Origin of the sequence: Kaistia terrae (genome assembly GCF_026344005.1) — a bacterium.
Lineage (GTDB): Bacteria > Pseudomonadota > Alphaproteobacteria > Rhizobiales > Kaistiaceae > Kaistia > Kaistia terrae.
Genome location: NZ_JAPKNH010000006.1, coordinates 294,174 through 308,594, shown reverse-complemented (window position 1 = coordinate 308,594; position 14,421 = coordinate 294,174). Strand labels below are relative to the sequence as shown.

General features: G+C 60.6%; 12 protein-coding genes and 1 pseudogene. 7 read left to right on the top strand and 6 right to left on the bottom strand.

Translation table 11 applies throughout. From position 1 onward, the window contains the following. Positions 1–236 precede the first annotated feature (236 nt). Positions 237–1,886: an arylsulfatase gene (locus tag OSH12_RS18355; RefSeq protein WP_380223017.1), complete on the bottom strand. Its 1,650-nt coding sequence runs from the start codon at positions 1,884–1,886 to the stop codon at positions 237–239. Positions 1,887–2,458: 572 nt separating this feature from the next. Between OSH12_RS18355 and OSH12_RS18350 the strand changes: the two genes are divergently transcribed. From OSH12_RS18350 to OSH12_RS18340, 3 genes are all read left to right on the top strand, one after another. Next, complete coding sequence (locus tag OSH12_RS18350) at positions 2,459–3,673, top strand: alpha/beta hydrolase family protein (protein ID WP_266345035.1); 1,215 nt, start codon at positions 2,459–2,461, stop codon at positions 3,671–3,673. A gap of 240 nt (positions 3,674–3,913) precedes the next feature. Next, positions 3,914–4,366, top strand: a complete 453-nt coding sequence (locus OSH12_RS18345) for a MarR family winged helix-turn-helix transcriptional regulator (protein ID WP_266345034.1) — start codon at positions 3,914–3,916, stop codon at positions 4,364–4,366. A gap of 41 nt (positions 4,367–4,407) precedes the next feature. After that, the gene (locus OSH12_RS18340) at positions 4,408–4,809 is read left to right on the top strand and encodes a DUF1398 domain-containing protein (protein ID WP_266345033.1); all 402 of its coding nucleotides are present in this window, start codon (positions 4,408–4,410) and stop codon (positions 4,807–4,809) included. Positions 4,810–4,871: 62 nt separating this feature from the next. Here OSH12_RS18340 and OSH12_RS18335 read toward each other — a convergent pair whose 3' ends face one another. Beyond that, on the bottom strand, positions 4,872–5,288 hold the full coding sequence (locus OSH12_RS18335) for a VOC family protein (protein WP_266345032.1): 417 nt from the start codon (positions 5,286–5,288) through the stop codon (positions 4,872–4,874). A 637-nt stretch (positions 5,289–5,925) separates the two neighbouring features. Beyond that, positions 5,926–6,009: pseudogene (locus tag OSH12_RS26265) on the bottom strand (integrase); the annotation flags it as partial. A gap of 183 nt (positions 6,010–6,192) precedes the next feature. Here OSH12_RS26265 and OSH12_RS18330 point away from each other — a divergent pair. Next, complete coding sequence (locus tag OSH12_RS18330) at positions 6,193–6,732, top strand: hypothetical protein (protein WP_266345031.1); 540 nt, start codon at positions 6,193–6,195, stop codon at positions 6,730–6,732. Between the two features lie 58 nt (positions 6,733–6,790). Here OSH12_RS18330 and OSH12_RS18325 read toward each other — a convergent pair whose 3' ends face one another. The 3 genes from OSH12_RS18325 to OSH12_RS18315 all read right to left on the bottom strand — a co-directional run bounded on the left by OSH12_RS18325 (position 6,791) and on the right by OSH12_RS18315 (position 8,689). Beyond that, positions 6,791–7,186 carry a thermonuclease family protein gene (locus OSH12_RS18325; RefSeq protein ID WP_266345030.1) on the bottom strand — a complete coding sequence of 132 codons (396 nt, stop codon included), beginning with the start codon at positions 7,184–7,186 and terminating at the stop codon, positions 6,791–6,793. A 282-nt stretch (positions 7,187–7,468) separates the two neighbouring features. After that, on the bottom strand, positions 7,469–8,236 hold the full coding sequence (locus OSH12_RS18320) for a hypothetical protein (RefSeq protein ID WP_266345029.1): 768 nt from the start codon (positions 8,234–8,236) through the stop codon (positions 7,469–7,471). 105 nt (positions 8,237–8,341) lie between these two features. Beyond that, positions 8,342–8,689 (bottom strand): hypothetical protein, encoded by a 348-nt coding sequence (locus OSH12_RS18315; protein WP_266345028.1) that lies wholly within the window; start codon positions 8,687–8,689, stop codon positions 8,342–8,344. Positions 8,690–9,128: 439 nt separating this feature from the next. On the opposite strand from OSH12_RS18315, the gene OSH12_RS18310 reads away from it, so the two are divergent. From OSH12_RS18310 to OSH12_RS18300, 3 genes are all read left to right on the top strand, one after another. Next, positions 9,129–11,303, top strand: coding sequence for a sensor histidine kinase (locus tag OSH12_RS18310; protein WP_266345027.1), 2,175 nt, complete (start codon positions 9,129–9,131; stop codon positions 11,301–11,303). Beyond that, entirely contained in the window at positions 11,300–11,968 is a 669-nt protein-coding gene (locus tag OSH12_RS18305) for a response regulator (RefSeq protein ID WP_266345026.1), read from the top strand. Before OSH12_RS18310 ends, OSH12_RS18305 begins: the two co-directional genes overlap by 4 nt. A 335-nt stretch (positions 11,969–12,303) precedes the next feature. Beyond that, complete coding sequence (locus OSH12_RS18300; RefSeq protein WP_266345025.1) at positions 12,304–14,409, top strand: autotransporter domain-containing protein; 2,106 nt, start codon at positions 12,304–12,306, stop codon at positions 14,407–14,409. Positions 14,410–14,421 lie beyond the last annotated feature (12 nt).

The window sequence follows — 14,421 nt, the reverse complement described above, 5'->3', positions numbered from 1 at the left end:
CCCCCGAGCAAAGCGTCGACCATTTGAGGTCACCACTGCGGATGCTCCAGCCATGTCGTGTTATCTGCGGGTGACCACAACATTCAACGGCGGGCGCGAGCCCTGGCTTCTTCAGGTGGGCCCATGCCGCCCAGCGATTTCGCTCAGGACCGACCACCGTCCTTGAAACTGCGCACTTCCGCTGCCAGTAGCAAAATGGGGGCCGAAGCCCCCATCTCACAGCCTATGTTGAGAGACTAGTTACCGGTCGGCATCGGTATATCGACGCCATCCTTGGCGAGTTGATCCCTGACCCATTGGAACTGCTGATATCTGGAAATCTCAATCGGCCCCGAATAGCTGGCGCTCTGCAGCTTGCGCGGCGGATACTTCACGTAAGTCTGCATCAGATCCTTGATGGCGGCGCTTATCGTCACCATCGTCCAAGTGCGCTCGGTGTAGTTATTCATGAAGATGTCGTAGCGCTCCTGCGGATCCTGCCACAAGTCAAAGACCTGCGGGACGGTGGCGACGTATTTCTCGGCGCCCTTCCAGCCAAGATTCGTATCTACCGCCAGTCCGCCAGTGTCGGCGCCGTTGTCACCTCGCAAGTTGAAGACGGCCTTGTAATTGCCAACGCGGGCAGCTCCAGGCGACAGCTCATTCTCTGTGAAATAGAACCAGGACGTGCGCTCCGACTTGCCGGTTCCTTTCATGATCGGTGACATGTCGTAACTATCGAAGATGATCGGCTGGCCCTCGCGATCCTTGTCGGGCAGAGCGACGCCAGCGGCTGAGGCGAACGTCGCCATCAGATCAAGACCGCCGACGATGTCGTGGCTCTTGCTGCGCGGCTTGATCTGGCCGGGCCATACGGCAATGGCGGGAACGCGATTTCCACCCTCGCGGACCGTCCCTTTAGTTCCGCGGAACGGCGTATAGCCGGCGTCGGGATAGACGTCCTGCCAGGCGCCATTGTCAGTTGTGTAGAAGACGAGCGTGTTCTTATCCATGCCAGTCTCATGGAGCTTATCCATGATGCGGCCGATGCGGGTATCCAGTTCGACAACGCTATCGGCATACTTCGATTTCGACATCGACTTATGCTCGAACTCTGGCGCCGGCATGTTCGGCTGGTGCACCTTCATGAAGTTGACGCTGATGAAGAAGGGCTTGTCAGGCTTTGCGGACGCATCGTCGAGGAAGCCGAGCGCGGCTTTTTCGACATAGCTGTCGAAGAAGGGAATACCGACGACGCCTTCGGCGCCGTTGATGGTCGGGGTGTCGACATACTGACCGTTGATCTTGAATTCCTCGACCGCCGGTTCGCCAGCGTTGCCGGAGAGAGCGCCCTTGGTCACACGCTGGAACATGGCGCGCAGCTTTGGATCCATGTCGGGGAACCAGGTCGGGTCGGCATAGGTGTAGGCGTTGAGGTGATAGAGGCCACAATACTTCATCACGTCGAAACCCTGGGCGTTCGGCAGGGCATAGTCCGCCTCGCCAAGATGCCATTTGCCGGTGAAGTAGGTATCGTATCCTCCGAGCTTCAGCACTGACGCCAGTGTCCATTCTGCCGCCGGCAGGCCACCGCCTTCACCCTGGAAGGCGACGGTCGTCATGCCGCTTCGATTGGGAATGCGCCCTGTCATCATGGCGGCGCGGCCGGGCGTGCAACTCGGTTGGGCATAGAAGGAAAAGAACGTCATTCCACTATCGGCGAGTTTGTCGATATTAGGCGTGGGCATGCCACGCCCCTCTCCGCCACCATACGGTCCGAGGTCGCCATATCCCGTGTCGTCAGAAATGATCATAAGGATATTTGGCCTGCTGTTCTGGGCGGCAGCCTCCCCAGCAGTTAAGGCCGTGACGGCCAATAAAGCGACGTTTAGTTTCCAAAAATTCATTTAGATTCTCCCTTATACAACAAGAATTACCCGGACAATCCGGCGCATCTATTTGATAGGGCGCGAAATGAGAAAGCTTGACTCTAACCTGACGTAGATGCTCTCCCGCTGAAGACAGTAGCGCGATGGAGGGTTATCGCCAAGGAAGCAAGCGCAGAATAAATCAACGTGATCTGCCGCCAGCGTCTGGATGGGCTAGAGCCATCGAGCGGCGAGGACTTGGCCGCTAGGTGCGGCTATCATTCGAGGGGCTCAGGCGGAGCCGGATTCTTCCCGACTCGAATGTCAACTCGGCGTGGGTCTGATCTATTCTTTGACTGAGAATGCACGCCTCAAGTGCTAATCGCTCGAGGCACGGCGAAGACGGCCCCGTCTCGTCAAAGTAGGGCGTCTGACCTCGTCGGAGCGCCTCGGCAGTCGAAGGCCGAGACACGGGCCGCTAGTATATCTTCGACCCTTTAACGCGCGCGGTCTTCGTGCCGCGACGTCTACAAGAGGACCCTGTTGGTGTAGACGATTTTTCATAGATGATGTAGCTGTCCAATAGTGCACCGTCGGCATGGGAGAGGGCTTTGGCGGGACTATTTCAAGATGATCTGCATAACGATTTTGGATCGTGGCCGCTGGCTTATATTCCGTTTGGCGGCGCTGATTTTGGCGAGATTCAGGCCGTAGCGACCGCGGTGGCCGACGGAGATAATGACGCTTTCTACTCCGCCTGGGTGGCCGCAGGCGACCGTTTGACCGGCGAGGCTGATGCGTCGCTCTCACGAGGTCATTCTGGAAGCGCGCGGTCGCTCTATCTTCGAGCAAGCGCGTTCTATGCTAGCTCCTTCCATCCGCTCTATGGAGCTCCAGTCGATGCTAGGATTCCGGCGGTCTACTCCAAGCAAATAGCCACGTTCGAGAAGGGCCTGTTACTGGGGCCGCATCCAGCCACTCCGATTGCCATTCCCTTCGGCGACACGACATTGCCTGGCTATTTTATCCCTGCCGAAGGGTTTGAGTCGGAGATCCGGCCGCTCGTTATCCTGAACGGCGGGTATGACAGCACCGTCACAGACCTTTACTTCTTGTCCGCAGTTGCCGCTTCGCGGAGGGGATATCACACCCTTTTGTTCGATGGTCCTGGTCAAGGAGCGATGCTTTATGAGCGCGGCGTTCCCTTGCGGCCGGACTGGGAAGTGGTAATCCGGGCCATTGTTGATTTCGTTGAGACGCTCCCAATCGTCGACGCCAGCAGGATCGCACTCTACGGTGCGAGCTTGGGTGGCTATCTCGCGCCCCGCGGTGCTTCGGGAGAGGCGCGGATTGCGGCGCTGATTGCCGATCCCGGGACATGGGGCATAGCTGACGGGTTCCGGCCCATCGCGATGCGAATGTTCAACCTGAAGGCGCAGGACGTCGCCGACATGGGCAAGTTGGATTCTGCTCTTATCGCCAAAATGGAAGCGTTTATCCGAGGCAACGCGCAACTGAACTGGAAGGTGGTACAGCGCGGCTTTTGGACTCACGGGGTGGATAATCTCAAGGATTTCCTGGCCTCTGCCGAGCTTTTCACAATGAGCGGTCGTGCGGAACGCATTGCGTGCCCGACACTAATCGCTATGGCCGAGAACGATACTCTCGCCGCCGGAGCAACGGCATTTTATGAAGCGCTCACATGTCCCAAGACGCTGATCCGCTTCACTGCCGTCGAAGGAGCTGACGGCCATTGCGAAATGCGCAACCGATCAATCTTCAATTTGCGGGCTTTCGATTGGCTCGATGAAAAATTCGCCGTTTGACCGGCGACAAGCATAGCTGATCACCCTGCGAGCACATTGTCCTGCATTGAAGCCACGCGGACAAAAGGAGGGCCGGCGAAAGCAACGGCCCGGAGCGTAGGCCGCACGCATGCACTACCAGCTTGCCGAATTCCAAGTTGTTGCGCCGCTGCGGCCGACTGGCCGCCCGTCTGGGTAGCTTTGATGTTGTTGACTAGGAAACGAAACTTGAGTAGTTTCCTAGTCAACAAAGGGCGAGCTATGACAGCAGCTTCGGGACTGACTCAGCATACGGGGTATTGGATGCGGATGGTGTCGAACGCCGTATCGCAGGAATTCGCAAGAAAGGTATCGGGGGAAGATGTCACCGTCGCCGAATGGTCATTCATGCGGATTCTTTACGATCTGGAGCCGACGCCTCCGTCCATTCTGGCCGAAAAGATGGGTATGACCAAGGGCGCGATCAGCAAGCTCGGTGAGAGGCTGGTGGCAAAGGGACTAGTCGAGCGGACGGAGAGCGACGCGGACAAGCGCGCTCATAGCCTATCGTTGACGCCTATTGGCAGGGCTAAGATCCCGGTCCTCGCATCACTTGCTGACAACAACGATGCTGAGTTCTTTGGCGTTTTGACAACTGAAGAGCACACCACGCTTGACCGAATCCTGAAGGTTCTTGCCGAACGGCGTGAGCTGAAGGCAACTCCGGTGGATTGAGGCCAGCGGCCAGAGTCAATTTTCTATGAAAGGAAATCGCCTTGGATACGGAACGGATTTCTATTGCCGAAGCCTGCCTGCAGGCCGCTCACGAGGGAAGTCTGAGCTTTCCCGAGATTGTCGGAAAGCTCATCGCCGCCGGCTTTGAGGGATATCTGGTCGACTATCGCCGCAACAGCCAGACGTACTATCTGCCTAACAGCGACAGCTTCACGATGGAGATGTGGCCTTCAGCCGGCACCGTTGCCGGCGGGTTCGATGCCGCAGAGGTCGAGCGCCTGGTGCGCTGGGCGCAGGCAAATCCTGCCGATTATAGCTACACCGCTTTCAGCCAGATGGTGAAAGCCGTAGGTTGCGCGGGGTATCTCGTCTCCTTCATTGGTCGCCGCGTCGTCTATTTCAGCCGCACGGCCGAAACGCACGTCGAGCACTTCCCTAAATAACGGTATTTTTACTATCCCGACTGCGCTTGCCCTGTATTCGACAGTGGAGTGCATGACGAACCCTACTCAGCTAGAACGGCGAAGAGGCTGTGGATGTTGCCCTCCGGATCGGCAAAGAAGCCGGCAAAGTGTCCCCAGTGCTTCCTCGTGGGGGCGGCGATCGATCGCCCGCCATTCGCCACGATGTGGCTAAACCGTTCGTTGACATCGTCGGTCGATGCACATTCGAAATTCAGCTCGAAGGCTTGGCCAGTGAACTGCGTGCGGTAATCAGGATGATCGTGCGTATTGGGGCTCATGCCGATCCTAGAGAAGATGGCAAAGCGGATGCCTTCGCCTCCAAAGGCGACGTAGTTCTGCTCCGTGACGTCAACGCGAAGGCCGAGCGCGTCACGATAGAAGGTAGCGAGCTTCGCTACGTCATCCGCGAGCACAGTGATTCCCTCCAACCTAGCAATGGCGGCTTTGGTAGCGGTCAACGCGTAATCTCCAAGTTCGTTTCTGTTCTGTTCTTCACTGGCGCCGATTCGCGCTGTGCGGCAACACCGAGGCTACGACACTGAGGTTGGATGCTTCAGAGCAGCCCCCCGCACCAACCCACTTCGCGGGAGGGGTGTCTTCTTCGGCAGCATCGCGAATGGTGATTGTCATGAGAACCAGATAAGTTGAGAGGAGCCGGACCGCACGAGCCGAATAGCCTTTTGGATTTATGAGCCTTCCCGTCAGCGCATATCTGTCCAACGAGGAGGGTCGTGCACCTACCGAAGATCGGCAACCAGCGCTGAAACGCTTCCTCCCAGCCATCCGGATATTCAGGTCGAGATCCTCATCGACTCCGGACTGACCGATAATTTTTCAGGCGGCACGATGCCGTTGTGCAGGTGGGCGCCGATGCTGAGTACCTCCCGCGCGGGCATAAACTCCGTTCCGAGCCGCGCCAGAACAGGGAATACTCGCCCTGCCCCGCAGTCTCGGGGTGGACAGCATGCGCCCAATGGCCCAGCGACGTAGAAGCCGTTGCGCTGTTCCCGCCTCGAGCCGTCGCCGCGGTAGACGCAAAGTCTGCTGTGGGCGCTTGCCTTCCGCGGCTCCACGAAAGGATGGGGCCGCGTTGGGTTATACCTCTGTCGCCTCGGCTAGCTCGAGGGCATCTTCTACATCGACACCGAGATATCGCACCGTGTTCTTGATCTTGGTGTGGACCATGTCTTGACGTTCGGCGCGCGCTGAGCGCTCTTCGCAGCGAAAATATAGATCAACCGGGCATCTGCGATGCCTCTCCAAAATCTCGAACGCCCCCCAGTTCAGGGGATGAATTGCCTAGAATTCCGGACGATTTATCATGGCCGATCAAAATACCTCTCGGGTAACACGCTGGTCTCGATGAAGCCTCCTTATGAATTGAACGCCATCCCGCCTCAGCCATTTTCACGCTACTCCTTCATGCTCACGCGCGCCGATGCCTTGGCTTACGAGACGCTTTCGCGGGAAATCATTGGCTGGCGCCGCATCCTGTTGTTCGTCTGGATCGGCTTGGGAGGCATGGTTGTGGCGTTTCTCCCAGAGAACTGGGTAGGCGACGAAGGCGGATGGCGGTTCTGGGCACTCTTCCTGACGAGCATCGCCATTCAATATGGGCTGGCAGTAGTCGCGATGACCGCCAGCGCGTACTATAGGGCGGCGCGTCGCCTGCCAAATCCCGTCGCAGTGACCATGCTCGACCAGGTGGACCATCTCGAATGGCAGGAGCAGGGCGTAAACTCGTTAGTGGCGTCCGAAACGATCGGTCCTGTCATCGAGACGCTGACTCACCTATTCGTCTGTGTCGGCGACCGTGTCCTGATCCTACCCCTCCACGCCTTCGGCAGCAGGTCCGAAATGGCCGCCTTCGCCAACGAACTCGACAGGCGCAGCGGCGACTAGAGGCAGCCCCGCTGACGCACTCGAAAGTATCGAACGATACGCCATCGGCGCGCCGCCTTTATTCCCAAATGCCTATTTTCGCCGCGCGCGCGCGATCTTCCAGATCCTGATAATCGCCAGCCGCTTTGGCCAGTCCTTCCTTGACCAATAGGGATCCGATATCGAGGCCCCCTATCCGACATATTGCCGTTCCTCGCTCAGCAGGCTGGCAGGCCATCTCATCAAGCGCCGCGGCCTTGACCAATTGTTCGCGAGCATAGCGGCCACAGGGCCATTTGCGACCGGCAGATGTGGTGCAAACCTCATCCGCCGACGGCAGGGCGATCCCGTGCAAATGCAATTTCTGCGCATTAATCAGCACTGTATCGTCGTCCGCTAGCTGCACCTCCGCGGAAAGAAGCGAATTGCAACTCAGCACCAGGGTCGCGACGGAAAGGAAGATACGAGGAAACATGCAGACATTCCTCTGAACAGCTGTTCCAAAGCCGATCTGGCCAAAGCGAACGACAACAACCGAGTCCGCGCTAGTGGATCGCCTTTCGCAGGCGGCACTGGAAGTAGGATTGCGATCCGGGCGTCGTCCCCTTGGCTTGGCAATAGGCATCATCTCTTTCAATGATCATCCGCGAGACGCATCCGCCTGTCGAAAAGGCCATGTACAGGGCAACAAGCAGTCGGATCATAGCGGGTCCGTTGGTTTCATCGAGCCGATTGGCCGCCATCTTCGTGCCGGAGTCTAGAGCCCGTAGCCAAAGATCGCGGTGATGCGGTAACTGCCCTTCACCTTGGCAAAGCAGACATGGCTCTGCGAAAGGCCGAGCGGGTCATCGCCATCCTTGAAATAGCCCTTCACGCCACGCGCGGTTTCGGCGCGCGTCCAGCCGTTGGGCGTGCCAGGATCATAGTTTGAGATCATCAGGGTGTTTGCTGGCACGCGTTGGCCGCGCTTGCTTGCCGGCGCCTTCGCCAGGACGATGTCATGGCCAAAGAAATACAGGCTGTGGGCATCGAGGTCGAAGCGGCTTGCAAAGGCACGTACAGCCTTTCGATCCACCTTGTATGCGGCGGGAGCGCAGGTTGCGCCGGGCATCTCGGGCAAAGTGCCAAAGGTGGCGTCCTCTGAAAGGATCGAGGCGAGCAGTTCCATCGCCGTCAGGCGGTAGTCGGGAACCGGTCGCCCCGCCTCGAACTCGCCCTGTTCCACCATCACCTCCGCCACCCCGGCGAGATAGTTTCGTGTCAACTTCGGACCGGGCCTCCAGGGCTCAAACGGGTCCAGACCTCGTGAAAAGGTCTTCGTGCCGGTCGCGAAATATCTCTCGACCCGCCGGATATCGCTCTCGCGGCCTGCGGCAGCCAGTATCCGCAATTCCCCCAGCGCCTTCCGCAAGTCCGGATCCGGCGTAACAAGATCCCCGTATGTCGCGCGGATCTCCTCCGCGTGACAGACCTGCGCCAATGTTGCCGCAGCAAGTGCGATCAATAGAACCAGAGCGTTCTTCATGGGATCTGTTCAACGGGAATGAAGCCGCCGCCCGGCGAGAACCGCCAGAAGGGGGAGCCGCTCGTACGGATGGATCGATCGGATCCAGCAGAGATCGCCGAAGGCTCAGTCGTTGAGCGTGTAGCGACCCAACTCGCAAATATTGATGCGCTCACGTGTCACCTCGTCGCCATCGACGAAACGGAATCTGAAATCATAGACACAGTCTCGACGACGATCCGACAGGTTGACCGTCGCCTCGTTGCCGGCGCCGAGCGTTTGGTTTCCCAGGATATCATTTTCCCACTTCTTGACGCGAACTGGCGAAGCCCAGAACGAATTGAGCGTGTAGCTCGTTTGATTGGACAGAATGAAGGAGCAGGCCTCTCGACCCCGGTTACAGGCCGACGCGGCGCTTGCAGAGGCTGCAAGCAGAACAAGCACCGCGGCGGAGCGAAACAATGAATGGATCATGTCTTTCCTAAACCCCCAGTTGGTCTGCGGCACAGAGGACGTGACATGTGCCTCCCGAGGGAGCCATGCGTTCTGAAGCCGGCAAGTCAGCATGCACGCCACGGTGCATGCGACAGGCCTGCTTGACAGCCCCTGTTCAGGGGGGATTGCACACCACAATTCGAAGGCCGGAACGCTGCCGCTCCATCGGGCCCGACGGCTTGGCGGCCTCGACGACGCCCTGCCTTTCGCCTCGGAAAGCGCAATGCATGCCGCGTCAAGTGGACGTAGCGGAACCCTGCTCCATCGGCTAGCATTACGCCGGTGCTCTCTACGTCAGTATCCTGACGCAATTACATTCGTTGAATAGCGCGCAATCGGGCGAATGCATCATTCGCCTGCCTGGCGTGTGATGGGGCTGGGCCTGTCGATGCCAATCGGTTCGGAGTTGCGGGCGGTGATGCGACACCGCCCGACGACGATCTTTTCGCTGCTCGCCGTGGCGGGCCTGGTGTTGACCGCATTTTTTGGCGGCCTGGCCGGCACGTTGCCGGGCGCCAATATCCAGGCACGCCACGGATCCAGCGGTAGCGTGGTCGTCAACGGCATTGTTGCGGGGGCACGCGAGCAGCCCGCCCGGTTCGTCGACAAGACCGGTCAGGTCCGGCTCGAATTGTCACTGCGCGAACTGATCGGCGAATTGGAAGCGCGGGGGACGCCGACCGACAATGCCGCCCTGTTCGCGCGGCGAGACCAGAGTTCGACGCTGCTGACCGAAGCCGGCATCACGCTCCAATTGCCGGATGGGCGCATCCTGCCCGTCTTCGCGGTTCCATCCAGCGGCTTTCACCTGCAGCCCGATTCCTGGGTCGCCCTCGGCGTCGGCTTTCTCTCCCTGATCGGCGGCTTGTGGGTGCTGGTTCTGCGGCCCCGCGAATTGACGGCGCAGTTGTTTGCGATCAGCGGCGCCTCCCTTTGGGCGGCGTCGCTTACCATCGCGCTGGTGATCCAGAGCAGTATCGCGACCCCCGGCTGGGGGATGCAGTACTTGTTGCAGGCCAATCATATCTCGGCCCTGGTCTTCGGCTGGGCGCTGGTCTCGATCTTCGGTGTCTATCCCTTGCCGATCGTGTCCCGGACCGCTGTTGGGCTCCTGGCCGTATTCTTGATTGGGCTGGGCCTGGCGGGCTTGTTCGATGCCTGGGCCGACGTGTTCGGCATACAGGTGATCGCACTGATCGCCATCGTTGCCCTGACTTTCGTGCTCGTCCTGGTGCAGGCATGGAAATCCCGCAAGGACCCCGTTCATCGCGCTTCGGTCGCCTGGGTCGGCACGGCGCTGCTCCTCAGCGCCGGCCTGTTCACGGCCGTCAACTTCATACCGATCCTGATGGGTTCTCCGCCCCTGGTCGGCGACGCCATCGCGATGACGGCATTCCTGCTGTTCTATTTCGCGCTCGCCATCGCCATCACGCGCTATCGCATGTTCGATCTCGGCAACTGGACCGTCCATGTCGTCCGCGCCGTCATCGTGCTGCTGCTGATCCTCGTTGCCGACATGGCGCTGGTCTATTGGGCTGGCGAACAATGGACGCTTTCTTTCGCCGTCCTGCTTGTCGCGCTCGCCTGGATGCCGGTGCGCGGACGCTTGATGCGGCTGGCGGAACGTCGGCGCGACCGGGACAACATGCGGCTTATCCGGGGCGCCAACCAGGTCGCCTTCGCCATCCAGCCGTCCGAGCAGACCGCGCATTGGCGCGATGCGCTGGCAGCGCAGTTCGATCCGCTTGAAATCTCTGGCACACGCACGGAGGTCGCGGAAATCCGGGATGACGGCCGCATCCTCGCAATTCCCTCGCCCTTGGGCGGCGATGCGCTGGCGCTGAGCTACGCCGGTAAGGGCAGCCGGCTTTTCGACAGCAACGACCTGGAGATGGCAAAGGCGATCCATCGCCTGGTCGAGGAAATGATTGCCGCCCGGCGGGCCTATGACCAGGGCGTGCGCGAGGAGCGAACCCGAATTGCGCGCGACCTGCATGATGATGTCGGGGCGCGTCTCCTGACCGGGCTGCACATGGCCGACCAGCGCCTGCGACCAACCTTGCAGGCCGCGATGTCGGATATCCGCGCCATCGTCAGCGGCATGACGGGCGAGCAGGTCTCGCTCGAACGCCTGCTCAGCGAAGTGCGCCATGAGACCGCGCGGCGGCTGGAGGCGGCCGAAATTCACCTCGATTGGCCGATTTCCGAGGAAGACGACGACGAACGCCTGCTCGACTATCGACAGAACAAGGCGATCACATCCGCCTTCCGCGAAGTCGTCAGCAATGTCATCCGCCATGCTCGGGCGACGAGCATGACAGTTCGGATCACCGCAGGCGGAGACCGGCTTCAAGCCTTGGTTCTTGATAATGGCGATGGCATGCCGGAAGCAGCGCTTGCCGGCGAAACGCAAGGCTTCGGCCTTCGCAATCTAAGGCGACGTCTGGTCGATGTCGGTGGTCGGATCGACATTCAGTCGAGCTCTGGCGGCACCGAAATTCGTCTTTCGATGCCGTTGGGGCTCGCCACGGCGCCGTCAACCTCTGAACAGGGGGTGACAGGGCCAAAGGGCGATCTATCCTGGACGGCATGATGGAAATCACAACGGCAAGATTGTGCCTGCTGGTCGAGGATCAGCCGCGAAGCCGCGATTGGCTGCTTGGCGTCCTCACGGCAGCTTTTCCAGGTATCGGCGTGGTTGCGTTCGCCCGCCGGGGCGAGGCCATGGCGTGGCTCGCCGAGCGCCAGGGAGCAGGCGTGCCGGGGTTCGATCTGGCGCTGATCGATCTTGGATTGCCGGATGGTTCCGGCGTCGATCTGGTGCGAAAACTGGTCGAGGCATGGCCGAATGTGATGCCGGTTATCGCCACGATCTATGACGACGACGCGCATATCTTTGAAGCCATTGCCGCCGGCGCGCGCGGCTATCTGCTGAAGGATGAGGAACCGGACCTTTTGGTCGGCATCCTGCGCCGGATCGATCGGGGCGAGCCGTCATTGTCGCCGTCGATCGCCCATCGCCTCCTCGCGCATTTTCGCGCGCCGGTCGCGAAGGCCGACGACGCCGCGGGACTGACGCCGCGCGAGACCGAGACGCTGACTTTGCTGGCGCGGGGCCTGACGGTTGCCGAGGCAGCCGGGCGGATGGGGCTGAGGCCGCAAACGGTCGCAAGCTACGTCAAGGTGATCTACCAGAAGCTCAGCGTTTCCACACGGGCGCAAGCGACTCGCGAGGCTGTGCGGCGCGGGCTCTGCTGATCCTCGAATTCCCGAAAATCGACGGCTTCTCCCCCTGAACAGGGGCTGCCGGGGCCTCGCGCCTCATGCAGTCTGAGGCTCGGGGGACGCCAAAAGCAGCAGCAGGGACACGACCGCTCCAGCCAGCATCGTAGCGGGCCGGACCGATCTGCGACCAGCGCCACTTCCAGGCCAATTCCCAACTCGTTCATCGGTCGGTCCTTTCGGGGCGGGCTCGGCCCTGTCTGCGCGGAAATTCACCCTGGGGATAGTTCATGCCTTGCAAGTCGCGGCTTCTCGTTTCCGTCGCAATGATCTCTTTGCTGGGGTCGAGGCTGGTTTACGCTGCAGGCAGTGTGACCGGCCTCAATTCGACACCCGGCACCTTGCCGACCGGGAATCTGGGGGCGGGCTTTACCGACGTTTCGGGGGATGGCGACACGATCGCCGGCTTTGTCCGGACCGGCGTGTCCAGCTACCGTCCCTACACCTTCACCCTGACCGGCAAGACCGCACTGTCGATGCCTGGTGGCGATGATGTAGGCTACGCATATGGCATCTCTGGCGATGGAAAGGTCGTCGCCGGCTACACGTCGGCCGATCCCTATTCCGCCAACAAGGCGCAGGTCTGGCGTGAGGGCGTGCGGACGCAGCTTGGCGATCTCGAGCCCCATGCAGACGGCCTGCTCACCCCCCATAACAGCCTCGCTTATACCGTCTCGAGCGATGGACATGTCGTTGCCGGCATGAGCCTGCTCTCCCTCTCGCCCGGCGCTGGCGTATTCCACGCTGTGCGATGGGTCGACGATGGCGCCGCCGAGGATCTGCAAGGCGGCGGCTTCAATTCCAGCATGGCGCGCGGCGCGTCGAGCGACGGCAGTGTCATCATCGGCTATGGCAACACGGCCGCCCATTCGGAAGAAGTGTTCCGCTGGACGACAGGGACCGGCATGGTCGGGTTGGGCGTGCTGGCGGCGCATGAATCGGCGACGGCGCGCAGCCGGGCGTTTGGGGTCTCCGCCGATGGCGCCGTCATCGCCGGCGTTTCGGTCTCCGCAACCAATGTGCAGGAGGCGTTCCGCTGGACGTCAGGGACCGGCATGGTCGGCCTCGGCTATTTTTCCGGTGGGACGCTCAGCTATGCCAATGCCATCAACGGCGATGGCAGCGTCATCGTCGGCAATGCGGATCGGTCGGCGGCTGGCGTTATCGGCTTTCGCTGGACCCAGAGCGGCGGGCTTCAATCGGTTGGCGACTGGCTCACGGCCAATGGCGTCTCCATCGGAAGCAACCAGTTCGGAACGGCGGAGGGCGTCGATGACAGTGGCAATGTCGTTGTCGGCAATGGCGTGATCAACGGATCCGCCCAACGCTATATCGCACGTGTCGCCGGGACGACGCCCACGCCCACGCCTACTCCGACCCCTACTCCTACTCCTACTCCTACTCCTACTCCTACTCCTACTCCTACTCCCACCCCGACCCCGACCCCGACCCCAACACCCACGCCGACGCCCCCCGGCAGCGGCGTGATCGGTCTCGACGACTACATGCAAAGCCTCTCCGGCCTCTCCGCATCGCTATCGACCCCCGTCAGCATGGCAACCCTTTCCATGTGGGGCGCGCATCATCGCATTCTCGCGGACAACGGCATCGCCGCCAGCCACTGTTTCTGGGTGACTGGCGACCTTGCCCGCCAGAATGAAGAGGATCGCAACCAGTATCTCGGCGAGGTCGGCGCCTGCACTGACATCGGCGATTTCCGTATCGGCGGCAGCTTCGGACTGACCCAGGTCAATCAGGATCTCGCGTTTGGCGGTGATGGCCGGATGAGTGGCTATTACTTCCTGGGCGAGGCCGACTACACCATTCCCGGCACCAGTGTCGTCGCCAGCCTGACCGGCTATACCGGCAACTGGAACGCCGACATCTCGCGCAACTACCTGAACGGCGTCGATACCGACACCAGCAAAGGCAGCACCGATGCCAATACCTGGGCGGTGCGGGCGCGCGTCGACTGGCTGAATGCCGTCACTTATGGCGCGTTCTCGCTGTCGCCCTACGCCGCCTATACACAGACCCGGGGCACCGTCGACGCCTATACCGAAGAGGGCGGCGGCTTCCCTATCTCAGTCGATGCTTACAAGCAGACGACAAAAGAAGGCCGCCTTGGCACAGCGGTGAAGGTCGCCCTCGGCACAAAAACAGACCTGCGCGTCAGCGGCGAATGGGTACATCGCTTTGACGGCGACGGCCCAGCCGTCACCGGCGAGATCCTGGGGGGTCTCGGTTCCTTCAGTACGCCGGGACAGGTCGTATCGCGCAACTGGGCGCGGTTCGGCGCCGACCTTGACCAGAAGATCGCCACCAATGCGGTGCTCTCCATGTCGGTTCATGCCGCAGCGGGCCAATCCGAGGATGCCTCCGTGTCGGGAAGCGTCTCCCTGAAACTCGGCTTCTAGGCCTGATCCGCT

What these genes read in the sequence shown, in the direction of transcription:
- OSH12_RS18310 (WP_266345027.1), top strand. Translation starts at nt 9,129, where the DNA reads ATGCGACACCGCCCGACGACGATCTTTTCGCTGCTCGCCGTGGCGGGC.
- OSH12_RS18305 (WP_266345026.1), top strand. Translation starts at nt 11,300, where the DNA reads ATGATGGAAATCACAACGGCAAGATTGTGCCTGCTGGTCGAGGATCAG.
- OSH12_RS18355 (WP_380223017.1), bottom strand. Translation starts at nt 1,886, where the DNA reads ATGAATTTTTGGAAACTAAACGTCGCTTTATTGGCCGTCACGGCCTTA.
- OSH12_RS18325 (WP_266345030.1), bottom strand. Translation starts at nt 7,186, where the DNA reads ATGTTTCCTCGTATCTTCCTTTCCGTCGCGACCCTGGTGCTGAGTTGC.
- OSH12_RS18330 (WP_266345031.1), top strand. Translation starts at nt 6,193, where the DNA reads ATGAAGCCTCCTTATGAATTGAACGCCATCCCGCCTCAGCCATTTTCA.
- OSH12_RS18320 (WP_266345029.1), bottom strand. Translation starts at nt 8,236, where the DNA reads ATGAAGAACGCTCTGGTTCTATTGATCGCACTTGCTGCGGCAACATTG.
- OSH12_RS18315 (WP_266345028.1), bottom strand. Translation starts at nt 8,689, where the DNA reads ATGATCCATTCATTGTTTCGCTCCGCCGCGGTGCTTGTTCTGCTTGCA.
- OSH12_RS18345 (WP_266345034.1), top strand. Translation starts at nt 3,914, where the DNA reads ATGACAGCAGCTTCGGGACTGACTCAGCATACGGGGTATTGGATGCGG.